This window comes from Mycobacterium sp. ABE4_509 (genome assembly GCF_056160785.1).
On the sequence record NZ_JBSWXU010000010.1, the window covers coordinates 1 to 23202 of the forward strand.

At 67.8% G+C, this 23202-nt stretch carries 28 protein-coding genes; 15 read left to right on the forward strand and 13 right to left on the reverse strand.

The features are described 5' to 3' along the window. A partial coding sequence (locus tag ACXAID_RS03815; protein ID WP_475020853.1) for an LCP family protein occupies positions 1-1550 on the forward strand: 1550 nt, incomplete at its 5' end. Positions 1551-1665: 115 nt separating this feature from the next. Further along, a complete protein-coding gene (phoU, locus tag ACXAID_RS03820) occupies positions 1666-2334 on the forward strand; it encodes a phosphate signaling complex protein PhoU (protein WP_475020854.1) in 669 nt (222 codons plus the stop codon). Positions 2335-2400: 66 nt separating this feature from the next. Here the strand turns inward: phoU and pstB are convergent, their stop codons facing one another. The 6 genes from pstB to ACXAID_RS03850 form a co-directional block, all read right to left on the reverse strand. Next, positions 2401-3177: a phosphate ABC transporter ATP-binding protein PstB gene (gene pstB / locus ACXAID_RS03825; protein ID WP_475020855.1), complete on the reverse strand. Its 777-nt coding sequence runs from the start codon at positions 3175-3177 to the stop codon at positions 2401-2403. Positions 3178-3200: 23 nt separating this feature from the next. After that, complete coding sequence (gene pstA / locus ACXAID_RS03830; protein ID WP_475020856.1) at positions 3201-4118, reverse strand: phosphate ABC transporter permease PstA; 918 nt, start codon at positions 4116-4118, stop codon at positions 3201-3203. Beyond that, complete coding sequence (gene pstC / locus ACXAID_RS03835; RefSeq protein WP_475020857.1) at positions 4115-5182, reverse strand: phosphate ABC transporter permease subunit PstC; 1068 nt, start codon at positions 5180-5182, stop codon at positions 4115-4117. The genes pstA and pstC overlap by 4 nt, the downstream gene beginning before the upstream one ends. A gap of 67 nt (positions 5183-5249) precedes the next feature. Next, positions 5250-6392 (reverse strand): phosphate ABC transporter substrate-binding protein PstS, encoded by a 1143-nt coding sequence (pstS, locus tag ACXAID_RS03840; protein ID WP_475020858.1) that lies wholly within the window; start codon positions 6390-6392, stop codon positions 5250-5252. A 103-nt stretch (positions 6393-6495) separates the two neighbouring features. Further along, on the reverse strand, positions 6496-7410 hold the full coding sequence (gene mshD, locus ACXAID_RS03845; protein WP_475020924.1) for a mycothiol synthase: 915 nt from the start codon (positions 7408-7410) through the stop codon (positions 6496-6498). A 17-nt stretch (positions 7411-7427) separates the two neighbouring features. After that, entirely contained in the window at positions 7428-8276 is an 849-nt protein-coding gene (locus ACXAID_RS03850; RefSeq protein WP_475020859.1) for a winged helix-turn-helix transcriptional regulator, read from the reverse strand. Between the two features lie 172 nt (positions 8277-8448). On the opposite strand from ACXAID_RS03850, the gene lmeA reads away from it, so the two are divergent. From lmeA to ACXAID_RS03895, 9 genes are all read left to right on the forward strand, one after another. Then, positions 8449-9255, forward strand: coding sequence for a mannan chain length control protein LmeA (gene lmeA, locus ACXAID_RS03855; protein WP_475020860.1), 807 nt, complete (start codon positions 8449-8451; stop codon positions 9253-9255). Next, entirely contained in the window at positions 9252-9668 is a 417-nt protein-coding gene (locus ACXAID_RS03860; protein ID WP_475020861.1) for a thioredoxin family protein, read from the forward strand. The genes lmeA and ACXAID_RS03860 overlap by 4 nt, the downstream gene beginning before the upstream one ends. A gap of 50 nt (positions 9669-9718) precedes the next feature. Continuing rightward, a complete protein-coding gene (locus tag ACXAID_RS03865; protein WP_475020925.1) occupies positions 9719-9787 on the forward strand; it encodes an Ms5788A family Cys-rich leader peptide in 69 nt (22 codons plus the stop codon). Between the two features lie 91 nt (positions 9788-9878). Further along, the gene (locus ACXAID_RS03870) at positions 9879-10034 is read left to right on the forward strand and encodes a hypothetical protein (RefSeq protein ID WP_475020862.1); all 156 of its coding nucleotides are present in this window, start codon (positions 9879-9881) and stop codon (positions 10032-10034) included. A 33-nt stretch (positions 10035-10067) separates the two neighbouring features. After that, the gene (locus tag ACXAID_RS03875; protein ID WP_475020863.1) at positions 10068-10901 is read left to right on the forward strand and encodes a sulfurtransferase; all 834 of its coding nucleotides are present in this window, start codon (positions 10068-10070) and stop codon (positions 10899-10901) included. Between the two features lie 2 nt (positions 10902-10903). Continuing rightward, positions 10904-11206 carry a DUF1416 domain-containing protein gene (locus tag ACXAID_RS03880; RefSeq protein ID WP_475020864.1) on the forward strand — a complete coding sequence of 101 codons (303 nt, stop codon included), beginning with the start codon at positions 10904-10906 and terminating at the stop codon, positions 11204-11206. A 141-nt stretch (positions 11207-11347) separates the two neighbouring features. Continuing rightward, positions 11348-11665, forward strand: a complete 318-nt coding sequence (locus tag ACXAID_RS03885; RefSeq protein ID WP_475020865.1) for a DUF732 domain-containing protein — start codon at positions 11348-11350, stop codon at positions 11663-11665. Positions 11666-11830: 165 nt separating this feature from the next. After that, positions 11831-12460: a heme-binding beta-barrel domain-containing protein gene (locus ACXAID_RS03890; RefSeq protein WP_475020866.1), complete on the forward strand. Its 630-nt coding sequence runs from the start codon at positions 11831-11833 to the stop codon at positions 12458-12460. Between the two features lie 17 nt (positions 12461-12477). After that, the gene (locus ACXAID_RS03895) at positions 12478-12753 is read left to right on the forward strand and encodes a hypothetical protein (protein ID WP_475020867.1); all 276 of its coding nucleotides are present in this window, start codon (positions 12478-12480) and stop codon (positions 12751-12753) included. 215 nt (positions 12754-12968) lie between these two features. Here the strand turns inward: ACXAID_RS03895 and ACXAID_RS03900 are convergent, their stop codons facing one another. Continuing rightward, positions 12969-13109 (reverse strand): hypothetical protein, encoded by a 141-nt coding sequence (locus ACXAID_RS03900; protein WP_475020868.1) that lies wholly within the window; start codon positions 13107-13109, stop codon positions 12969-12971. Between ACXAID_RS03900 and yczR the strand changes: the two genes are divergently transcribed. Next, positions 13108-14571 carry a MocR-like transcription factor YczR gene (yczR, locus tag ACXAID_RS03905; RefSeq protein ID WP_475020869.1) on the forward strand — a complete coding sequence of 488 codons (1464 nt, stop codon included), beginning with the start codon at positions 13108-13110 and terminating at the stop codon, positions 14569-14571. The genes ACXAID_RS03900 and yczR overlap by 2 nt on opposite strands. Before the next feature lie 799 nt (positions 14572-15370). Here yczR and ACXAID_RS03910 read toward each other — a convergent pair. Further along, positions 15371-15649 (reverse strand): hypothetical protein, encoded by a 279-nt coding sequence (locus ACXAID_RS03910; protein ID WP_475020870.1) that lies wholly within the window; start codon positions 15647-15649, stop codon positions 15371-15373. Then, a complete protein-coding gene (locus tag ACXAID_RS03915; protein ID WP_475020871.1) occupies positions 15606-15743 on the reverse strand; it encodes a hypothetical protein in 138 nt (45 codons plus the stop codon). The genes ACXAID_RS03910 and ACXAID_RS03915 overlap by 44 nt, the downstream gene beginning before the upstream one ends. A 255-nt stretch (positions 15744-15998) precedes the next feature. Here ACXAID_RS03915 and ACXAID_RS03920 point away from each other — a divergent pair, with 255 nt between their 5' ends. Next, positions 15999-17630: a hypothetical protein gene (locus tag ACXAID_RS03920; RefSeq protein WP_475020872.1), complete on the forward strand. Its 1632-nt coding sequence runs from the start codon at positions 15999-16001 to the stop codon at positions 17628-17630. Between the two features lie 244 nt (positions 17631-17874). On the opposite strand, the gene ACXAID_RS03925 is transcribed toward ACXAID_RS03920, so the two are convergent. Together ACXAID_RS03925 and ACXAID_RS03930 are read right to left on the reverse strand one after the other, a co-directional pair. Beyond that, positions 17875-18759 carry an ABC transporter substrate-binding protein gene (locus tag ACXAID_RS03925; RefSeq protein WP_475020873.1) on the reverse strand — a complete coding sequence of 295 codons (885 nt, stop codon included), beginning with the start codon at positions 18757-18759 and terminating at the stop codon, positions 17875-17877. 278 nt (positions 18760-19037) lie between these two features. Beyond that, on the reverse strand, positions 19038-19919 hold the full coding sequence (locus tag ACXAID_RS03930; RefSeq protein ID WP_475020874.1) for an aminodeoxychorismate lyase: 882 nt from the start codon (positions 19917-19919) through the stop codon (positions 19038-19040). A 22-nt stretch (positions 19920-19941) separates the two neighbouring features. Between ACXAID_RS03930 and ygfZ the strand changes: the two genes are divergently transcribed. Both ygfZ and ACXAID_RS03940 read left to right on the forward strand, forming a co-directional pair. Next, the gene (ygfZ, locus tag ACXAID_RS03935; RefSeq protein ID WP_475020875.1) at positions 19942-21021 is read left to right on the forward strand and encodes a CAF17-like 4Fe-4S cluster assembly/insertion protein YgfZ; all 1080 of its coding nucleotides are present in this window, start codon (positions 19942-19944) and stop codon (positions 21019-21021) included. A gap of 143 nt (positions 21022-21164) precedes the next feature. Beyond that, the gene (locus ACXAID_RS03940; protein ID WP_475020876.1) at positions 21165-21350 is read left to right on the forward strand and encodes a DUF3073 domain-containing protein; all 186 of its coding nucleotides are present in this window, start codon (positions 21165-21167) and stop codon (positions 21348-21350) included. Between the two features lie 25 nt (positions 21351-21375). On the opposite strand, the gene purM is transcribed toward ACXAID_RS03940, so the two are convergent. Both purM and ACXAID_RS03950 read right to left on the reverse strand, forming a co-directional pair. Then, on the reverse strand, positions 21376-22449 hold the full coding sequence (gene purM, locus ACXAID_RS03945; RefSeq protein ID WP_475020877.1) for a phosphoribosylformylglycinamidine cyclo-ligase: 1074 nt from the start codon (positions 22447-22449) through the stop codon (positions 21376-21378). Positions 22450-22497: 48 nt separating this feature from the next. Further along, on the reverse strand, positions 22498-23115 hold the full coding sequence (locus tag ACXAID_RS03950) for a DUF2461 domain-containing protein (protein ID WP_475020878.1): 618 nt from the start codon (positions 23113-23115) through the stop codon (positions 22498-22500). Positions 23116-23202: the final 87 nt, after the last annotated feature.

Genomic DNA, 23202 nt, shown 5'->3' on the forward strand with positions numbered 1-23202 from the left:
GCGCGGCGCTGGTCGGCCGGGTCGCAGCCGCGCTGATCGCGGTGCTCGCCCTCGCGCTCACCGGAGGCGCGTGGCAGTGGCAGACCTCGAAGAACAACATGCTCAACACCGTGTCGGCGCTGGACCCCGAGTCGCGCGACATCGTCGACCCGAACGCCCAGTACGGCGACGAGAACTTCCTGATCGTCGGCGTCGACAGCCGATTCGGGGAGAACCTGGACATGGGCGCCGGCGACACCGATGAGGTGGCGGGATCGCGCTCGGACACGGTGATGCTGGTCAACGTTCCGGCGAACCGGGAACGCGTGGTCGCGGTGTCCTTCCCCCGCGACCTCGAGATCGAGCCGATGAAATGCGAGCCGTGGGACCCGCAAACCACCGAGTACGGGCCGATCATGGACGAAGACTCGCCCATGTACGGCATGGAGGAGGCCTACACCGATTACAAACTCAACTCGGCGTTCGCCGTGGGTGGGCCCAAGTGCCTGGTGAAGGTGATCCAGAAGCTCTCCGGGCTGCACATCAACCGGTTCATGGCCGTCGACTTCGCCGGCTTCTCCAAGATGGTCGACGCGCTGGGCGGGATCGAGGTGTGCACGACCGAACCGCTCGAGGACGGCATCCTGGGCACCGTGCTCGCCAACCCCGGCCGCCAGGTCGTCGACGGCCACACCGCGCTCAACTACGTGCGGGCCCGGCACGTGACCACCGAGGTCAACGGTGACTACGGCCGCATCAAACGCCAGCAGTTGTTCCTGTCGTCGCTGTTGCGCTCACTGATCTCCCGCGACACGTTCTTCTCGCTGTCCAAGCTCAACAACGTGGTCAACATGTTCATCGACGACAGCTATGTCGACAACATGAAGACCAAGGACCTCGTCGAACTCGGCCAGTCGATCCAGGGGGTGGCCGCCGGACGCATCACGTTCGTGACCGTCCCGACGGTCGGGTACGCCGACGAGTGGGGCAACGAGGTCCCGCGCAAAGAGGACATGCGCGCGCTGTTCTCCGCGATCATCAACGATGATCCGCTGCCCGAGGAGCGCAACGCCGACAACACCCCCGTTGCGGGCACCCCGGACTACCTGGCCAATTCCGCCAACGGCGACGACCCGACCAGCAGCGAGCACGGCGAGACGGTCCCCGCGGTGACCACCGACCCGTCGGCGGTCACCGTCCAGGTGTCGAACTCGACCTCGCAGGACGGCCTGGCCGGCGACGCGGCCGACGCCTTGCAGGCCTACGGATTCGACATCACCACTCCCGACGACTATCCGGGCCCGCTCTCGCAGACCACGGTGTTCTACTCGCCGGGCAACGAAAAGGCCGCGGCTACCGTCGCCTCCTCGTTTGCTGAGCCGGTCGTCGAGCGGGTCACCGGAATGGGCGACGTGGTCCAGGTCGTGCTGGGCACCGACTTCGACGCGGTCGCCGCGCCGTCGCCCAGCGGGTCGTCGGTCCAGCTGCGGGTGGCACCCGGCGAACACAGCACAGTCGACCTGCCCGAAGACCTGACCGTCACCAACGCCGCCGACACCAGCTGCGAATAAACCCTCGGCAATCGACCGTCCCAGCGCGCACGGCATCGTTTGGGCAGGTGGCATTCACCGTTCGTTCACCGGCCTAGCGGTGACGTCGCACACGATCTGCCCGTAAGCTGGGGGTATGCGTACCGCTTACCACGAGCAGTTGGATGCCTTGACCAGCCGACTTGCGGAGATGTGCGGTCTTGCGGGGGTGGCCATGGAACGCTCTACGCAGGCACTGCTGCAAGCCGATCTCGCGCTCGCCGAACAGGTCATCACCGACCACGAGCAAATCACGACGCTCAGCGCGCGCGCCGAAGAAGACGCATTCGTGCTGCTGGCTCTGCAGGCCCCCGTCGCCGGGGACCTGCGGGCGGTCGTCAGCTCGATCCAGATCGTCGCCGACGTCGACCGGATGGGCGCGCTGGCCCTGCACGTTGCCAAGATCGCGCGCCGGCGGCACCCGCAGCACGCGCTGCCCGAGGAGGTCAACGGCTACTTCGCCGAGATGGGGCGGGTCGCCGTGGAACTCGGGCGCAGCGCCCAGGAGGTGCTGCTGACCAAGGACCCCGAGAAAGCCGCGCAAATCCGCGAAGAAGACGACGCGATGGACGATCTGCACCGGCATCTGTTTACGGTGCTGATGGACCGCGAGTGGAAACACGGAGTGTCCGCCGCCGTGGATATCACGTTGCTGGGCCGGTTCTACGAGCGTTTCGCCGACCACGCCGTCGAGGTGGCGCGCCGGGTGATCTTCCAGGTCACCGGCAGCACCCCCGACGAGGCGGAACTTCCGCTGCCGAAGTAAGCCAGCTGAACACACAAACCCCCGGGGAGCAGGCAGCACCCCGGGGGTTTGTGGTTGTGGTCCTGTTTAACCGAAACGACCCGAGATGTAATCCTCGGTCGCCTTCTCCGACGGGTTGGAGAAGATCTTCTCGGTGTCGTCGATCTCGACGAGCTTGCCCGGCTTACCGGTCGCCTCGAGATTGAAGAACGCGGTCTGGTCGCTGACCCGGGCCGCCTGCTGCATGTTGTGCGTCACGATCACGATCGTGTAGTCCTGCTTCAGCTCGGCGATCAGGTCCTCGATCGCCAGCGTCGAGATCGGGTCGAGCGCCGAGCACGGCTCGTCCATCAAGAGCACGTCGGGCTGCACCGCAATCGCGCGGGCGATGCACAGCCGCTGCTGCTGACCACCGGACAGGCCGCCGCCGGGCTTGTCGAGACGGTCCTTGACCTCGTTCCACAGGTTGGCGCCCTTGAGTGAACGCTCCGCGGTTTCGTCGAGGGTCTTCTTGTTGCGCACCCCCTGCAGCTTCAGGCCGGCCACCACGTTGTCGCGAATCGACATGGTGGGGAACGGGTTCGGCCGCTGGAACACCATGCCGATGGTCTTGCGGACACCGACCGGGTCGACGCCCGCGCCGTAGATGTCGTCGCCGTCGAGCAGCACCGACCCTGTCACATACGCACCCGGAATCACCTCATGCATCCGGTTGAGCGTGCGCAGCACCGTCGACTTGCCACAGCCGGACGGGCCGATGAAGGCGGTCACGCTGCGCGGCGACACCGACATCGACACATCGGCCACGGCATGGAACGAGCCGTAGTAGATGTTGACGTCCTTGAGGTCCAGACGTTTGGCCATGTTCGTGAACTCCTAAACCTTCTCTAGACCTTCTTGGGGGCAAAGAACTTCGCGATGAACCGCGCGCCGACGTTGAGCAGTGCGATCAGCACGACCAGAGTGAGGGCGGCGCCCCACAACCGGTCGGTGGGCACCGGGTTCGCACCGGCACCGGCCGAAACCTGGTCGTACATCATGCCGGGCAGCGAGCCCTGGAACCCGCTGAACATGTCGAAGTTGATCGCCTGTGAGTAGCCCACCAGGATCAGCAGCGGCGCCGTCTCACCCATCACGCGGGCCAGCGCCAGCAGGATGCCGGTGACGATGCCCGACAGCGCCGTCGGAATCACGATCGCCACGATGGTCTTCCACTTCGGCACGCCCAGCGCGTAACTCGCCTCGCGCAGGTCCATCGGGACGATGCGCAGCATCTCCTCGGTGGAGCGCACGATGACCGGAATCATCAACAGCACCAACGCGAGTGCCACGGCGAAGCCGGAGCGCTCGAAGCCCAGGGTGGCCACCCACAGCGCATAGATGAACAGCGCCGCGACGATCGAGGGCACACCGGTGAGGATGTCCACCATGAAGGTGGTCACCTTGCCCATCCGAGTGCCACCGCCGTACTCGACCAGATAGATGCCGACGAAGACACCGATCGGGATCGAGATGACCGCGCACACCGCGGCCTGCAGCAGCGAGCCGACGATCGCGTGGTAGGCGCCGCCGCCGGCGGCGAACGCCGTCATGCCGGCCTGCGAGTTGAGCCACCAGGTGCTCGACAGCACGATGCCGAGCCCCTTGGCGATCACGGTGTAGAGCACCCACACCAGCGGCACGATCGCGATCACGACCGACGCGGTGACCAGCACCGTCGCCAGATTGTTGCTGAACTTCCGGCGCGGGCTGACACCTGCGAATGTGGGCGCCTTGACCGGCTTGTCCATAGTTGCCGACGTCATGAGGCCGACCTGTCCTTTCCGGAGACCGCGGCGCGGGCCAGCGAGTTCACCACGAACGTCAGGATGAACAGCACCAGGCCGGCCGCGATGTAGGCACCCGCCTTGTACTGGTCGTTGAATTCCGATGCGGCCGAGGCGATCAGGCTGGCGAAGGTGTAGCCGGCGTCGAACAGCGACCAGCCGAACGCCTCCTGGGTGCCACGCAGGATGATCAGCAGCGCGATCGTCTCACCGAGCGCACGGCCGAGGCCGAGCATCGCGCCGCTGATGTAGCCCGACATCCCGAACGGCAGCACCGTGGTGCGGACCACCTCCCACCGGGTGGCGCCCAGCGCCAGGGCGGCCTCGATCTGCCCGCGCGGCGTCTGGACGAACACCTCGCGGGTGACCGCGGTGATGATCGGCAGGATCATCACCGCCAGCACGATGCCGGCCGTGAAGATCGTGCCGCCGCCGGCCACCGAGGCGTTGCCGGTGGCGAACAGGAAGAACCAGCTGCCCAGGTTCTCGTTCAGCCAGATCGCCACCGGCCGCAGCACCGGGGCCAGCACGTACAGGCCCCACACGCCGTAGATGATCGACGGCACCGCGGCCAGCAGATCGACCATGTAGGCCAGCGGGCCCTTGACCCGGTTGGGCGCGTAGTTGGTCAGGTAGATCGCGATGCCCAGCGCCACCGGCATCGCCAGAATCAGCGCGAACACCGAGACGAACACCGTCACCTGGAGCAGGTCCAGGATGCCGAAGTGCATCGCCGAGGTGTCCGAGGTGTTCCAGGTGCCCCCGAAGAGGAAGAAGTTCTCCTCGTTGCGGGCCAGTGCCGGAACCGCCCGCCACAGCAGGAACAGCCCGATCGCGGCGATGATCGCCACGATCAGGATGCCGGCGCCCTCGGACAGCCCGCGGAAGATGCGGTCCCCGATACGGACCTTGCTGTGCGAGCTCGGGTTGGTGGGGGTGGGGTCCGGTTCGCCGAAGGGTTCAGCCATCGCCGCCCCGGACCCCGCTCCCGTCGGATCAGGTGTTGTCACGGATGTCGTTCCATCTGAAACCTTGTCGGTCATTCATCAACCTTGTCGGTCATGTGCGTCAACACCATCCTCGCCGTTGCTCGGCAGCCCCGCTACCGGACTAGGCAGAACCGATGGCGTCGATCGCGCCCTGCAGCCGCTCCTTGAAGCGCTCCGGCAGCGGCACGTAGCCGGCCTCGGTCAAACCCGACTGGCCCTCGTGGGCGGCAACGGTCAGGAACGACTTGACGGCGTCGGCGGTCTCGGCGTCATAGCCGTTGGAGCACACCAGCGAATAGGTGGCCAGCACCAGCGGGTAGGCGCCCTGCTCGGAGGTGCCGTACAGCGCCTGCAGGTCCAGGATCAGGTTATTGCCCTCGCCGGCGAAGGTCGCCGCGTCGATGGCCACACCGGCCGACTCGTTGGTCAGCTCCACCGGGCCGCTGCCGTTGTCGATCACGGCGGCGGGCAGCCCGGCCTGATCGGCGAAGCCCTTCTCGACGTAGCCGATCGAGCCCGGCGTGGCCTGCACGGCCTGCACCACACCGGAGGACTTCTGGGCGCCCTCGCCGGCACCGCCCTGGAACTCGCTGCCGTCACCCTGGGTCCACGTCTCGGGTGCGGCGGCACTGAGGTACTTCTGGAAGTTGTCGGTGGTGCCCGAGGAATCCGAGCGGTAGATCGGGGTGATGCCCTGATCCGGCAGGGTCTTACCCTCGTTCATCGCGGCGATAGCCGGGTCATTCCAGTTGGTGACCTGGCCCTGGAAGATCTGGGCGATCACGTCGGCGTTGAGCACCAGGCCGTCGACACCCTCGACGTTGTAGGCCATGGCGACCGGCCCGAAGACCAGCGGCAGGTTCCATACCTCGTTGCCGCCGCAGCGCTCCGCGCCCTGCGCCGCCTGCTCCTCGATGATGGCCGAGTCCGACCCACCCATGTCGACGTTGCCGGCGACGAACTGCTCGCGACCCGCGCCCGAACCGGTCGGGTTGTAGGAGAGGTTCTTGCCCGGGCACACCTGGCCCCAGCTCTGGTTGAACACCGCCATGGCGTTCTGCTGGGCCGACGAGCCCTCCGCGGTCAGGCTGTCCTTGCCGCCGCACTCCGCCGAACCCGCTGCGGCGGTTCCGGTGTCGCTGCCACCCGTGGTTTCGGACGTGCCGGCGTTGTTGTCGCTGCCGCACCCCGCGAGGGCCAGCGCAGCGATCGCAGCCGCCGAGACCGTCGTACCGAACGTCTTGCCGATGCTGTTGAGCTTCACTTATTCCACTTTCCCTAGGCTCGGACTCCTGGGGAAACGTATGCGGCCGTGGTGGACGGCTCGGGGATGACGAGTGAACGCGAGGTGAACAGGTTCACCTGCTTCACAGGTCTGAGGAGCCGCGCAGCGCGTAGGCCGCGTCGGTGTTGGAGACCTCGAAACCCAAGCGTCGATACGTCTTCACCGCGGCGGTGTTGTCGGCCTCGACATAGAGCATCACCGCAGCAGGCTGCACACCACCGGTGAGCGACTCGGCCAGGTGGTGCATACCGGTCAAGGTGAGCAGGTTGCCCAGGCCGCGCCCCTGGGCCGACGGGTCGACACCCACTACATAGACCTCGCCCAGTGATTCCGAATGCACCTTCGTCCAATGGAATCCGAGTAGTTCACCGGTGCGGTCGTCGTGGGCCAGGAACAGGCCCGCCGGGTCGAACCACGGTTCGCCGCGGCGCTCGGCGAGGTCGGCTTCGGTCCAGCCGCCCTGTTCTGGATGCCAGACGAAGGCGGCGTTGTTCACCCGCAGCAGGCCGGCGTCGTCGACGGACCCAGAGTATGTAGTAACGGTGACGCCGTCAGCGGCCGGCGGCGCCGGCGGCAGATCGGTCAGTGGGCGGCGCATCTGCAGCAGTTTCCGGACCACCCCGAGCCCCAGCGCCGCCGCGGTCGCGCGCGCCGGGGCCAGGTTGCCGTGCGCCCAGATCCGAGTTCCGGCGCCGCCCTCGGCCAGGGCGGCACGGATCATCGTCGAGCCGATGCCGCGGCGACGGGCCCGCGGCTGCACCACCAGTTCGGCCATCGCCGGCGCGTCGGCGTCAGCGGGCGCGAGGTTCAGATAGGCCACCACCTCGGGCCCCTGTTCGGACGCCTCGGTGGCGAGCAGATGCCTGGTGCGGTCCTGCGCCAGCTCCCGCAGCACCTGATCACCGACCGGCGCGACACCGTCGGCGGCCGTCGCAGCGGAGATCAGGGCGCGAATCTGCTGCTGCTCGCCGGCGGACAGCGCGGAACGCCACTGCACCTCGGGGGCGGCTGTGGTCACTGACTACGCAACGCGTCACCCAGCGCCGGTGAGACGCCGTCGTGGTTGAGCGATCCGACCCCGTCGCCGTAGCGGTCGGCCACGACCTCCGAGTCGAGGTCGGCCTCCGCATCGGAGCCGTCGGCGTCGGCGTCGAGGTCGTCGCCGAGATCCGTGCCGGCCGCCGGGGGACGGCCGCGGGCCGGCCGGACGGCCTTGTACCCGACGTTGCGCACGGTGCCGATGAGCGACTCGTATTCGGGACCGAGTTTGGCCCGCAGGCGCCGCACGTGCACGTCCACGGTTCGGGTGCCGCCGAAGAAGTCGTAGCCCCAGACCTCCTGCAGCAGCTGGGCCCGGGTGAACACCCGGCCGGCGTGCTGCGCGAGGTACTTCAGCAGTTCGAACTCCTTGTAGGTCAGATCCAGCGGGCGGCCGCGCAGCCGGGCGGTGTAGGTGCCCTCGTCGATCACCAGCTCACCCAGGCTGATCTTGCCGACGTTCTCCTGGCTGGCCATGCCGCCGCGACGGCCGACGAGCAGCCGCAGCCGCGCGTCGATCTCGGCCGGGCCGGTACTGGGCAGCAGGATCTCGTCGAGACCCCATTCGACGTTGACGGCGACCAGGCCGCCTTCGTTGACCACCGCCACGACGGGCACCGATGTTCCGGTGGTGCCCAGCAGGCGGCACAGACCGCGCGCGGCGGCCAGATCAGTGCGTGCATCGACGATGGCCACATCCGCGGTTCCGGCCTCCAGCAGCGACGACACCTCGGTCGGCGCGGTGCGTACGTTGTGAGCCAGAAGCGACAACGAAGGCAGGACTGATTCCGGATGCGGGTCAACCGTCAGTAGGAGTAGGTCCAATTGGCCCTCCAACAGCCGTGGAGATCACTCGCCGGGACCTCGCCGGGACATCTATGTCGCGTGGTGACTTCCCAGATTCATGCCTGACACATGGCCGTTACCCGGCCGATGATTCACCAACGATAGCGCGCCACCTGCCGGTAAGCCTTGCCGAACCTGACTTCGGCTTCGCGTGGGCGACAATGTCGGGGTGCGAAAGCTCGTGATCGGCGCCGCGGCGACGCTGCTCGCCCTGGCCGTCGGCGCTGTCGGCGCCGACTTCGGGGCAGCCATCTATGCGGAGTATCGCCTGGCCAGAAGCGTGCGCAGCGCCGCGAACCTGAATTGGGACCCCTCGGTGGCCATCCTCGGTTTCCCCTTCATCCCACAGGCGATGGCACATCACTACGACGAAGTGGAAATCAAGGCCAGTGGTGTTGATCACGCCGTGGTGGGTAAGGCCTCGCTGGAAGCCACGATGCATTCGGTCGACATCGGTGATTCGTGGCTCGTTCACCCGGACGCCACCCTGTCGGTCGGGAAACTCGAGAGCCGCATCATCATCGACTCCACCCACGTGGGCAGGTTCCTGGGCGTCACCGACCTGCTGGTGGAGGCGCCCACCGAGAAGGACGACGACGACACCACCGAGTCCGGCATCTCGAGCAGCGAGGGGCTGATCTTCACCGGGACTCCGGATCAGGCGGGCTTCGACGAGAAGGTCAGCGTCGCGGTGGACCTGTCGATCGCCGGACCGGACCAGAGCACGCTGGTCTTCACCGCGACCGGCGTGTTGACCGGCCCCGGCACCGCCGACCAGGAGGTCCCCGAGCAGCAGCTGCCCGCGGTGCTGGACGCGTTCTCGGCCCGCCTGCCCGGTCAGCGGCTGCCGTTCGGTGTTGCGCCCGACACCGCCGGCGCCCGCGGCTCCGACGTCATCATCGAGGGCATCACCGACGACGCGGAGTCGATCGGCCTCGAGGAATTCAGGTCGCCATGAGCTGGATCCTCGTCATCGCGATCCTGATCGCCGCCTTCGGGGTGCTGTTCGTGGTGAGCCAGCTGCTGCGGCTGCGCGCCCGGCTCGGGCAGGCCGGCACCGAGGCCGCCGACGTGGACACCAGCGGGCTCGGGCTGTCCACCACCGGACCGACGATCGTGCACTTCGGCGCGGTCTGGTGCGGCCCGTGCGACGCGCTGAGGCGGGTCGTCGACGAGGTGTGTGCCCAGCTGCCCGGGGTCGCGCATGTGGAGATCGACATGGACGACGACCCGGAGGCCGCGCGGCGGCTTTCGGTGCTGTCGCTGCCCACCACGTTCATCTTCGACGCCGAGGGCAGGCAGCGGTACCGCGCTTCGGGCGTGGCCACCACCGATGAACTCAGGGATGTGCTGGAACCACTGTTGGCCTGATCACCCTCTCATTGGGTAAGCTGTCGGCCGTGTCAGCCCGCCTCGAGCTTGTGCTCACCAAGCGCCGCGCAGTCGATCTGTGCCGCGTCGCGGGTTGCTTCTGTTGTTGTTGCAGCTGAGTAGCTGCGCGTCTGTCTGCGTAGCGCTCTGCGAGCGGCCGTTCCGGTCCGCCGCACCAGCCCTCTGACGACCACCAACAGGAGCACAACCATGTCGAGCATCACATCCGCCGGGTTCTCCGGGACCGCTGCCGTCGCGGCCTCGCGGTTGCCGTGGACGCTCGGCGTGGTGTTCACCGCAACCCCGGCGTCCGCCTGGGCTGCCAGCTCCACCCCCGTGCTCGTCCGCCTGAGCACCGCCCGTTGAAGCACCTGTAAGCAATCGAAAGGACCCACCGCCATGGCACGTTCCGACGTCCTGGTCACCGCAGACTGGGCCGAGAGCAATCTCGACGCGCCGAACACCGTCTTCGTCGAGGTCGACGAAGACACCAGCGCCTACGACACCGGGCACATCCCCGGTGCGGTCAAGCTGGACTGGAAGACCGACCTGCAGGATGCGGTCAAGCGCGATTTCGTCGACACCCAGCAGTTCTCCAAGCTGCTCTCCGAACGCGGCATCGGCAATGACGACACCGTGATCCTGTACGGCGGCAACAACAACTGGTTCGCCGCCTACGCCTACTGGTACTTCAAGCTCTACGGGCATCAGGACGTCAAGCTGCTCGACGGCGGCCGCAAGAAGTGGGAGCTCGACGCGCGCCCGCTGTCCACCGAGGCCGTCAGCCGCCCGCAGACCAGCTATTCGGCCAAGGAACCGGACAGCAGCATCCGCGCGTTCCGCGACGACGTGATCGCCGCGATCGGCGCCAAGAACCTGGTCGACGTGCGCTCCCCCGACGAGTTCTCCGGCAAGATCCTGGCCCCGGCTCACCTGCCGCAGGAGCAGAGCCAGCGGCCCGGGCATGTTCCCGGCGCCATCAACGTTCCGTGGAGCAAGGCTGCCAACGAGGACGGCACCTTCAAGTCCGACGAAGACCTGGCCAAGCTGTACGCCGAGGCCGGTCTCGACGGGGACAAGGAGACCATCGCGTACTGCCGCATCGGTGAGCGTTCCTCGCACACCTGGTTCGTGCTGCAGGAACTGCTTGGCCACAAGAACGTCAAGAACTACGACGGCAGTTGGACGGAATACGGCTCCCTGGTGGGCGCCCCGATCGAGTTGGGAAGTTGATCATGTGCTCTGCACCGAAACAAGGACAGGCGTTGCCGGCCGGCGTGGATCTGGAGAAGGAGACGGTGATCACCGGCCGTGTCATCGACGACTCGGGACAGCCCGTCGCCGGTGCGTTCGTGCGCCTGCTGGACGGCTCCGACGAGTTCACCGCCGAGGTCGTCGCCTCGGCGACCGGGGACTTCCGGTTCTTCGCCGCTCCGGGCACGTGGACGCTGCGCGCCCTGTCGAAGTCCGGTAACGGCGACGCCGTGGTGGCCCCGTCGGGCGCCGGGATCCACGAGGTCGACGTCAAGGTCGCCTGATCACAGCCGACAGCCGCTGGTCCGGAGGTGAAAACACCGCAGGATCGGCGGCTGTCGGAGACCATTGGGGTGGCCCCGTTGTTCGCGCGGGACCGTCACACCGAGTGCGCGGCCGGCCGCGTGTAGCCCGAGGACCCGACCATGAAGATCACCATCGCCTGTCTCGCCGCATCGTTCGCAGCGGCGGCGCTCGCGGGTGCGCCCGCCGCGTTCGCCGACCCGGAGGACGATTTCCTCACCGTGATCTCCGGCGGCGGCATCACCTGGCCGCCGGACAAGACCCCGCAGGTCATCGAGACCGGCTACGCGGTCTGCCAGGACTGGGCCAACGGTGCGACGTTCGAGCAGGAAGTCGCCGACCTGACCAGTGTCACCAGCTGGACGGACTATCAGGCCGGCTACTTCGTCGGCGCCGCGACGGGCGCGTTCTGCCCCGAATACGAGTACCTGGTCAGCTGAGCTGGGCTTCCGCTCAGCCGACAGGTAGCCGCCGGGAGATCTTTTCTCCCGGCGGCTACACTTTCCTGCCGTGGTGCTGTTCTTCGAGATTCTGCTGGTCGCGGCCGTCGTGGTGATCACCTGGTTCGCGCTGTACGCGCTGTACCGCCTCATCACCGACGAATCGTGAGTTCCGGCGACGAGGCGGTCGAAGCGGCGGCTGCACGCGCCAAAGAGACTGCCGCGCGCAACATCCCGGCGTTCGGGGACCTTCCGGTGCCGCCCGACACCGCCAATCTGCGCAAGGGCGCCGATCTCGATGACGCGCTGCTGGCGCTGCTGCCCCTGGTGGGGGTCTGGCGCGGCGAGGGCGAGGGCCGGGGTACGCACGGCGACTACCGGTTCGGCCAGCAGATCGTGGTCTCCCACGACGGCCGGGACTATCTCAACTGGGAGGCCCGTTCCTGGCGACTCGACGACGAAGGCCAGTACGCCGGCCCGGACCTGCGCGAGGTCGGTTTCTGGCGGTTCGTCACCGATCCCGCCGACCCGGGCGAATCTCAGGCCATCGAACTGTTGCTGGCCCACTCGGCGGGCTACGTCGAACTGTTCTACGGTCACCCGCTCAACCAGTCGTCCTGGGAACTGGTGACCGATGCGCTGGCACGCAGCAAGTCCGGTCTGCTCGTCGGCGGGGCCAAGCGGCTCTACGGCATCGTCGAAGGCGGTGACCTCGCCTACGTGGAGGAGCGCGTCGATGCCGACGGTGGGCTGGTGCCGCACCTGTCGGCCCGGCTGTCGAGGTTCGTCGGATAGTGCCGGATTTCTTCAGAATGGTCGCGACGGTGGCCGCGGCAGCCGGACTGGCCGGTTTGGCCGGGTGTTCGGAGCCGGCCGCGCCCGGATCCGACCCCGGCCCGGAGTCGGGGTCGACGAGTACCTCGGTCGTTCCCAGCGTCGGTCACGGTTCGCTGGCGTACTGCCTGTCCGAGCACGGGGTGTCCACCGGGCCCGGGCCGGCGCCGGGCCCTCCGCCCGGTGTCGACGAGCAGATCTGGCAGGACGCGATGTCGGCGTGCTCCTCGCTGGCCCCAGGGCCGCCCAGCTAGCCAGTCATCTCACACCAGTCCAGCGTAAGTGATCCCCTGACCTGCGGCGATAGGGCATTTCTCAGGTCGTGTCGTCGGAACTTCGTCTCAAGCTCGTGTCAGTATCTTCCACGGCGGACGGTGGAAGCGGCAGGTCCGGTGGGGGCGACACAGTTCGCGGCCACTCGTGTTCGTCAGCGTGCTCCGGTGCGTGCGTGGTCATGCTCGTTGCCGTCTCATGCTGGTTGATTCGTGCCGACGAGGTCCAGACTGGCCTGCACCTGGGCTGTTATGGTCCGACCGGTCTTGTTCTCTGGGAAATTTGCAGTCCAGCAGCCTTGCATTTTAATATCCAGTTGGTCCAGGCTGGCTTCCATGACCGCAAGCGTGGCGAGCGTGAAGCTCAACGTGGACCTACTGGCCCGAGAGCTCGGCTACTGGCGCACCTCCAGCACCAGCGGTCCGGCCTACCGGGCGCTGGCCGACGGACTGCGGATGCTCATCATCGACGGGCGGGTGCCGGTGGGTGCGCGGCTGCCCAGCGAACGGGCACTGGCTGAGGCGCTGCGGGTGTCGCGCACAACAGTCACCACCGCCTACACCCAGATGCGCGACGAGGGCTACCTCAAAGGCCGCCAAGGCGCGCGCAGCACCACGGCGCTGCCGATCACCGAGACCGCCTCCGCCGAGCCCGGCGCGGTCAAACTCGATCTGGCCAAGGCCGCGATGGCCGCACCGGCCTCCACAGTGCTCGACGCGTTCAGCCACGCCGCCCAGGACGTCGCGCCCTACCTCAACGACACCGGCCTCGAGTTGATCGGGCTACTGCCGCTGCGCCGGGCGATCGCCCGAAGATACTGTGCACGTGGTCTTCCGACACAACCTGACGAGATCATGGTGACCACGGGCTGCCTGAGCGCGGTGAGCCTAATCCTGGCCACCTACGTCCAGGCCGGCGACCGCGTACTCATCGAGCAACCGACCTACCCCGGCATCATCTCCGCGCTGGCGGCAAAACCGGCCAGAGCCGTTCCGATGTCGCTGCACGCGGATGCCGCCGGCGACCACAGCCATAGGTGGGACGCCGATGTCCTGGATGCCACGATCCGTCAGACCAACCCGACATTGGCCTATCTCACCCCCGACAACCACAACCCGACCGGTATCACGATGGCGCCCGCCGATCGTGAACGTGTGGCCCACATCGTCGCCAAGACGCGCACGCGCACCGTCATCGACGAAACCATGGCCGAGGTATGGCTGGACGAGCCCATGCCTGCCCCTTTTGCGGCCTCGGCCACGTCGCGGCCCGACCTCGTGATCAGCATCGGTTCGATGTCGAAGTCCTTCTGGGGTGGGCTGCGTATCGGGTGGATCCGCGCCGAACGCAGCACCCTGGCCGCGATCACCGCACAACGCCCGTCAATGGACATCGGCACACCCATCGTCGAGCAGCTGGCCTCGGCGCGACTGTTGGCCGTCGCCGACGACGTGCTGCCCGCACGACGCGCCGAGCTCGCCAAGCGCCGCGATCTGCTGCTCACACTGCTGGCCGAGCACCTGCCCGACTGGCGGCCGATCGCCGGCACCGGAGGCATGTCGTGCTGGGTCGAACTGCCCGTCCCGATGAGTTCGGCGCTATCAGCGTCCGCGTCGCGGATGGGTCTCGACATCCCGGCGGGCCCAAGATTCGGCGTCGAGGGAACGCTGGAACGCTACATCCGCGTGCCCTATACCCTTCCCGAGGCCCAACTCACCCAAGCCGTCGCGCTGCTCGCCCGCGCCTGGAGAACCGTCACTGGCAGCGGCGGCGCAGAACTCGGCGCCGTTGTGACCTAGCACCGGACACGGTGCCTCGGGCTGCTAGCCCCGGCACGTCGTACCGCCATCTCTAGGAAACACCCGGGCCCAAAGACCTGGCCGTCGACAGGTCCGGCCAGTGCGACCCCTATTCAGACCAGTTACGTTCCCCAAAGGCCGCTTCCGTGTGCCCAGGCACTGCAGGCGGACCTTCGCCGCTAAACACGTTGCCGAACAACAATAGTGACGATTCTCGGCTCGACAACGATGGTGGTGCGCCACGGGCTAGCGCCGACGACTTGGTGGCCGTGTCACTGTGGCGTGTTCGAAGCCAACTGCGCGACCGGGCCGAGCCCACACGAGCACCAAGCAACGACGGTGGTGTCCAGCTCATTGCTTCCCTGCGTTGAGCCACAACCCCTTCCACAGCGCTCCGGGCTGCTCCTCGCCGAGGCGATTCGGGTGACATGCAGCTCGGCCGAGCGCGCGGGAAGGAGACTGCCCTGCCATCAGTGGTGTTCTCAGGCTTCCGAATGGACCGGGCGCGTCACGGAAGCAACACCAGGGTGCCATAAATGCCAGTTATCCCAAACTGGCTATTGAAATGGCTTCTGTACTGGACCGAGTATTGGCCCATGAACCAAAACCGGACCGGCCAAGCAAACCAGTTTCACTTGACTGTCGCACACCCTGCGGCGCCGCACACCAACCAGCAGACCAAGGAGAAGACCGTGACCACGCTCGCCTCAGACACCGACTTCGCACCCTCGCCCGCAGTTTCCGCCAATCAGAGCACCCGCCCGACTTCGGTCCACCGTGGCTCAGGTTCGCCCGCGTCCTACACCAAATATGTTGGCCGTGTTGGGGGTTTGGCGGTCGCACTGGGTATCGGGGCCGGATTGGCCGCGGTGCCGTGGGCGGCGTTCGCCGACGACGACGGCGGCAGCTCGAGCAGCTCGTCGAGTTCCTCGGGCTCGTCATCGAGTTCGGATTCGGGAAGCTCGGCGGGGCCGTCGCACAACAGCGGACCGTCGCGCCAGTCCTCGGCAAGTGGCTCGACAGGCTCGTCAGGATCAGGGTCCAGCGCCAACGACCGCGACGACTCCGACAGCGACACCGACGACAGCGCCGCTGATGACGACGTTGACGACGCCGACGACGACAGCGATTCCGACGACGACCTCGACGATGAGGCCGATGACGCTGACCACTCCGAGGACCTTGACGATGCCGACGACGAGCTGGCCGAGCAGGATACCGGGTCGGGCTCCGGCGACGAGGTCGATGACGCAGGCGAAGCTGGCTACGACGACGATGAGGCCTGGTCAGAGGATGAGGGTTCGCCGGCTGTCGAGGAGGTTCCCGCAACCGTTGCGGAGCAGCCGGTCGAGCTGGCCGAGCGGGCGACCCCGGCCGCCCCGGCGGCTGAGCCGGTCACCGATACGCCCGCCCCGGAGGCCACGCCGGTGACCTCGGCCAAAGACGCTGACACAGTCCAGGATCCGGCCGAGCAGGCGTCCGCCAATGAGGCTGCCGCTCCGGCATCGCACAGTCAGCCCGCCACCTCCGTCACACTGACCACCAACACGGTGTCCACCGCGACAGTGACAGCCACCGCGGCCCCGCAGGCGCAGGCGGGCCTGCTGGACTTGCTTGGACTCTCCGATATCAGCATCTCCATCGGCGGACGCGAAATCCTGCAACGCGGCACCGCGGTCGCCACCTCCGACGGTTTCGGTGCGATCGCCATCGCGATCGGCGACGACAGCATCGCGACCGCCGAGGGCTGGTTCAGCCGGGCCATCGTGCGCGGCGACGACAGCTCCGCGCTGGCGACCGGCGGCAATCTCAACCGCGCGGTCGTGCGCGGCGACGGTGCAGTGGTGCGGATCGAAGACGGCGACTTCAACCGCGGCATCATTCTCGGCGAAGGCGGCGTCCTCGCTATTGAGAATGGTGATTTCCACCGCGGCATTTTCATCGGCGACGACAACGCGGCCGACATGGGAGTGGCGCCGGATTCTCATCACGACTCGCTTGTCGTCATCGGTGACGGCAACACGGTCCGAGTCAGCCTGTTCTTTAACAGCGCCCGGGTCGTCGGCGACGACAACGTTGTGCGACTCACCGATAGCGCCATTGGCTCGGCCAGCGTTTGGGGCGACGCCAACGCCGTCGAACTGGAGTCGGGCCAGTTTGGCCGCGCTGTGGTCCTTGGCGACCAGAACACAGCAAGGCTGGCAACCACCACCAGTCCGCTCGGGCAGGGCCCCAAGGTCACGATCGTCGGAGGCAACAACACGGCAGAGGCGCGGTCGGCTTCTGGTGTCCCGACAATGCGCATCGCCGGCGACAACAACGCCGCAGTAGCCAGTGCGTCGCTCGACGGGCGCGCCACGGTGACCGTTCTCGGCGACGACAACAACGCATTGGCTCAGACAACCAGCGGGCGGGCCACCATCACCCTTGTCGGTAATGTCAACCGGTCCCAAGCCCAGGCCCTCGATGAGGGGCGCATCGCGGTCAGCATCGTCGGCGACAGCAACGGCGGCGGTGCCACGGCAAGTGGGACCGGCCGGGCTGCAATATCGCTGCGCGGTGACAACAACATCGGTACCGCGGTGGCCAAGGACGGGTCCGTCGCACGCAGCTCAGTCAGCGGCACCCTGAGCACCGCGCGCTCGGACGCCGCCCTCGGCGGGGTGGCCACCGCGGCGGCGCGCGGCGTGGAATCGGCGGCCAACGCCGATGCTGGTCTCGACGGGTTCGTGGTGGCCCGCGCTGCCGGCGATCGCACCGTAGCGACCGCCCGGGGTACCGATGGGCTCACCCGAGCGATCGTCAACGGCAACGACAGCACCGCCACCGCCGACGGTAGCCGACTGTTGGCGTTCACCTTCGGTCAGGGCAACGTCGCCATCGCCGGAGAGGACAGCGCCAACAACACCGCCGTGGCTATCGGGGTGGCCAATGCCGCCATCACCGGGCCCGGCGACTTCAACACCGCCATTGCCCTGGGTGCCGCCAACGAGGCCATCACCGGCCCCGGCGACAACATCCGGGTGGTCGAAATCGCGATCAACCCGATCGTCAACTGAGCCGCCACCACCCCCTAGGGTTGTCGTCGAGCACCACATCTCGACGACAACCCCGGCGGGCCTGGTATTGGGGAAACACCCCGACACCAGGCCCGCCACTGGCGTCGACACCGCCCCAGCTACACCATCGTCGGCGACCCCCACCGAGAACCAGGCCACCACCACAGCCTCTCGTCGCACGCCCAGGCCAGAAATGTTGAAGGGTAGTTTCGCGCCTCACTGGATATCTACGCTGGCAGAACGCTTAGCGGCCGTTCGACGTCAGCACCGGTGCGTTTCCGGCGCCGGCCAGCCACCGCCGTTCCAGGCGCGACAAGGTTCCGTCCTGCCGCAGCGAATCCACCGCCCAGGACACGCAGCGGGTCAACGGGCTGTCGAGGTTCAGCACGATCCCCAGTTGTTCGGTGCCGTCACCGGATCGCGGGAGCTGACCGATCATCAGGCCTTCGAGCAGTTCGTTGGACAGGGTGAACGCGGTCGGTAGATCGGCCACCAACGCGTCGATTCGGCCGTCGACCAGCGCCATCTTGGCATCGACGGTGGTGTCGTAGGCCTGCAGCCCGGCATCGCCGCGCAGCGCGGCGGCGGCGCTGTAGCTGGTGGATCCGATCTGGGCGCCCAGCCTGACGGTCCGCAGCCCGGCGAGGTCGTGGACCGCCGCGGCCGGCGAGGTGCGGACTGTCATCACGGCCTGGGTGACGTCGAAATACGGCGCGGAGAAGTCGACGGCAGCCTTGCGCTGGTCGGTGATGGAGAACTGGGACAGGCTGGCATCGAACGGTTTGGCACCCGGCGCCAGCGCCGCGTTGAACGGCACCCGGATCCAGCGCACCTCCTCGGCGGCGTAGCGCAACCGGGCTGCGACGGCATAGGCCAGCGCCGCTTCGAAGCCCTCACCGTTCTCCGGGTCGTCGCCCATGTACCACGGCGGGTAGACGGGCTGGTCGGCGGCGAAGGTCAGAATTCCCGGATACAGCGTGTCCAGGACGTCCTTCGTGCACTCGCCCGGATCGACGGTGGGCGAGGGTTCGCCGGCCGGCGGCGCGCACGCAGCCACACACGCCAGCGTCACGGAAAGCAGCACGGCCGAAGCCATGGCCTTCCAACCGGGGGCGCTGGGCGCGGACATGCCCGGCATCATCGCAGATACCGGGCCGGCCGGCAGATGCACAGATATGGAGCGGCCCCCGAGCCGTCGTTCCTGGCCGGACAAGGCCGAGGGGCTCGGGGGCCGGGTGGCTGCGGGGAATTCGCCAGCGCGCACAGGTGCGTCGAGCGCTTCCCCGGCGCTGCTAGCTCGCAGCCACCTCACATGTCCATAAGTCACTCAATTTGTCGGACCACCTCCTTCCCTGTGTACAGGCGACCGTACCCGCGCTTGCTCACCGCGACAAGCGATTTAACCTCTCAGCGATCGTGCAGGATCGCGGCGTCGATCAGGGAGGTCATGTCCTCGGCCAACGGGTTCGGCGGCAGCGCCACGCCGTCGAGGGTGTGCACACGTGCCGCCAAGGTGATGCTGGAAACCAGCCAAATGCCTTGTGCAGAGCGCAGATCCGCCGGAGTCAGCGCTTGGTAGTCGCAGTCGTAGCCTTTGGTGCGGGCGACCTCGAACAGGGCCTGCTGGGTGGTTCCGCGCAGTATCGGGTACCAGGGCGGCGGTGTGAGCAGGCAGGTGCGCCCGTCCGGCGAGGAGGTGGCGATGATCACGGTCGACCGCGGCCCCTCCAGGATGCGGCCGTCGGAGCTGACGAAGATGACGTCACCGGCGCCCAGCTGTTCGGCGTGGCGCAGCGCGGCCATGTTGACCGCGTAGGACAGTGTCTTGGCGCCGGCCAGCAGCCAGGGCATCCGGTCCACGCCCTCGGCGGGCAGCCCGCGCTCGAGCGTGAGCGCCGCCAGCCCGTGGTTGCGGACCGTGGCGACCCGGTCCGGCACCGCACCGATGGTGGCGTAGGAGGTGCCGGTCGGGCTGTGTTCGCGTCCGCGGCTGTAGACCAGCCGCAGCACCCCCTCCTCGCCGCCGGCGGCGAGCCACTGCCGGGTCGCGATGCCGACGGCCGAACGCCATTTCTCCAGGTCCGGGGCGGGCAGGTCGGCCAGCCGGGCCGACTGGGTCAGCCGTGCCAGGTGTGATTCCAGCAGGCAGGGTGCACCCTGGCGGATGAGCAGCGTCTCGAAAACGCCGTCGCCTCGTACCGCGGCCAGGTCGTCGGCGTGCAGCAGCGGCTGCTGCGGATCGTGCAGCTGTCCGTCGAGGGTGACGACGACGCCCGGGAAGTCGGTCATGGGGCAATCGTAGAGTTGAGGGATGTCCGCAGTTCCCGCCCCCGATACCGGGCCCGACGCCGGCGCGGTTTGGCATTATGGCGATCCGCTCGGTGAACAACGCGCAGCCGCCGACGGCGTGATCGTCGTCGACCGGTCGAACCGGTCGGTGCTGTCGCTGTCCGGCCCCGACCGCAAGACCTGGCTGCACAACATTTCCAGCCAGCACGTCAGTGAGCTCCCCGAGGGCGCGGTCACCCAGAACCTCAGCCTCGACATGCAGGGCCGTGTCGAAGATCACTGGTGGCAGACCGAGCTGGCCGAGCAGACCGTGCTCGACACCGAGCCGTGGCGCGGGGAGCCGCTGCTGGGCTTTCTGCGCAAGATGGTCTTCTGGTCCGACGTCGCCGTGGAACCCGCGGATTTGGCGGTGTTGTCGCTGCTCGGGCCGGGTGCCGCCGAACCGTCGCTGCTCGCGGCGCTGGGCGTGGCGGCCCTGCCCGCGGAGGGCACCGCGGTCGGGTTGCCCGAGGGCGGCTTCGTCCGGCGCATCCCGGCCACCACCGTCGAGGTCGACGTTGTCGTCCCGTCCGATAAGGCCTCTGAGCTGCGGGACCGACTGGTGGCCGCGGGCGCCCGGCCGGCGGGGGTATGGGCCTACGAGGCACACCGGGTCGCCGAGCTGCGGCCCCGGCTGGGTGTCGACACCGATGAGCGCACCATCCCGCACGAGGTGGGCTGGATCGGCGGGCCGGGGCTGGGTGCGGTGCACCTCGAGAAGGGCTGCTACCGCGGCCAGGAGACGGTCGCACGGGTCCACAACCTGGGCAAACCGCCGCGGATGCTGGTACTGCTACACCTCGACGGCGCCCCCGACCGCCCCGCGACGGGAGACCCGCTGTTGGCGGGTGGTCGCGCGGTGGGCCGGCTGGGCACCGTGGTGGATCACGCCGACCAGGGTGTGATCGCGTTGGCCCTGGTCAAGCGCGGCATTCCGGCGGACACGGCGCTGACCACCGGCGGCGAGGCTGCGGTGCCCGCCGTCATAGATCCCGATTCGCTTCCGCCCACCGACGCGGTGGGCGCGGGCCGGCTGGCGGTGCAGCGGCTGCGCGGCGGGTGAGCAGAGCCACATGACTCAGCGCACCCCGGCCTGCCAGCACCACAGCCTCGGGCACGGTAAGGTGTGGGCAGGAAAATAAACACACTCAGATCGGAGCCGCCTGATAATTGGGCCGCTCCGTTATTGCGCGAGGGGGTTCCCCCATGGGCCGCGGCCGGGCAAAGGCAAAGCAGACCAAGGTTGCTCGTGAGCTCAAATACAGCTCACCGCAGACTGATTTCGAGCGGCTCCAGCGCGAGCTGTCAGGCGGTTCCGAAGACGACCGCTTCAACGGCGGTGACGGAGCACCCGACGACAGCTGGGCGGACGAGGACGACTGGCGCCGATAGCCGTCGCCGGCCGCAGCGCTTCCTTTCAGAACCTGGGGTGCTGACCCACGAGCTGCGCTCGTGAACCGTCCTTGCCGCCCTTCATGACGGTGCCCAGCGGCCAGCAATCCAGGTGCCGCGCGGTCAGCACGGCCAGCGCGCGGTCGGTGTCCTCGGCGGCCACCACCGCCACCATCCCGACGCCCATGTTGAACGTCTTCTCCATCTCGGCGCGTTCGATGCGGCCGCGCTGGGCGATCATGGCGAACACCGGCGCCGGAGTCCAGGTACCCCGGTCCAGCTCGGCCACCAGGCCGTGCGGAATGACCCGCTCCAGGTTGGCGGCCAACCCGCCACCGGTGACGTGGCAGAACGTCCGCACCTGGGTCTCGGCCGCCAGCGCCAGACAGTCCTTGGTGTAGATCCGGGTGGGCTCGAGCAGCTCCTCCCCCAGCGTCCTGCCGAACTCCTCGACGTGTCCGGCGAGGTTCATGTGGTCGATCTCGAGCAGCACATGCCGGGCCAGGGAGTAGCCGTTGGAGTGCAGCCCCGTCGACGCCATCGCGATGATCACGTCACCGGGCTTGACCCGGTCGGGCCCGAGGACGTCGTCGGCCTCGACGACGCCGACACCGGTCGCGGAGATGTCGTAGTGATCGGGTGCCATCAGACCCGGATGTTCGGCGGTTTCCCCGCCCAGCAGTGCGCAACCGGCCAGCACACAGCCGTCGGCGATGCCCGAGACGATCTCGGCGACCCGTTCGGGCACGGTGCGCCCGACGGCGATGTAGTCCTGCAGGAACAGCGGCTCGGCACCGCAGACCACTAGGTCGTCGACGACCATCGCGACCAGGTCGATGCCGACGGTGTCGTGCTTATCCATGGCCTGCGCGACTGCCAGCTTGGTTCCGACCCCGTCGGTCGAGGACGCCAACAGGGGTTCGCGGTAGTCGCCGCGCAGTGCGAACATCCCGGCGAAGCCGCCGAGGCCACCGCGGACCTCGGGCCTGGTGGCCTTCTTGGCTAGCGGTTTGAACAGTTCGACGGCGCGGTCACCGGCTTCGATGTCCACCCCTGCCGACGCGTAGGAAATGCCGTGTTGTTCGGCGCGCTCGGTCATCGAGTCAAAGGTTACCGTTCGGCAGCCGCCGCCGGTATGTGCCGGTCGTCAGGTGGCGTTACGTTCCAGCCAGCCGTTGAGCGGTGCCGCCGCGCGCAGGGCGGTGACCACCCGATCTTTGGCCTTCCTGGTGCCCAGCCAGGCACCCACCGGCCAGGTCTTCATCATGGCGATGCCCTTGTGCCTGAGCAGCTCGATCCGCGGATGGTCCTTCGGGTATCCGCGCGGCGCGGTCTTGAGCACCTCGTGGGCCATCGTCTGGTAGCCGGCCCGGTGCAGGTCGGCGACGATGCCGACCAGCTCGGATCCGGGCCCTTCGGCGTCCACCGCGGCGCGGTAGAGGCGCAGCGCGGCGGGCTCGGGCAGGTACAGGCCGCTGCCCACCGACAGCCCCTCCGCCGAGAACGCCACATAGCCGGCGCCGAGGGTCGCCGCGCAGGACGTCTTGTAGGGGGACTTGTCGGCGCTGAACCGGATGTCGCGGTAGGGCCGGAACATCTTGCCCTCGCCGAATTCGTCGGCGAGCTCGGCCAGCAGCTCCTCCATCGGCGCCTTGACGTGCCGCTCGTAGACCGGCTTGTGCTCCTGCCAGTACACCTTCGAGTTGTCGGCCTCCAGCCCCTCGTAGAACTCGACGGCCTCGATGGGCCACCCCTGAAACGCCATGCCGCCATTGTGGACGCAGCCGGGCGGTTAGGCGGCGCGGTTGCGGGCAATCCAGATCGGCGTCGGCAACGAAACACACAAAGAGCG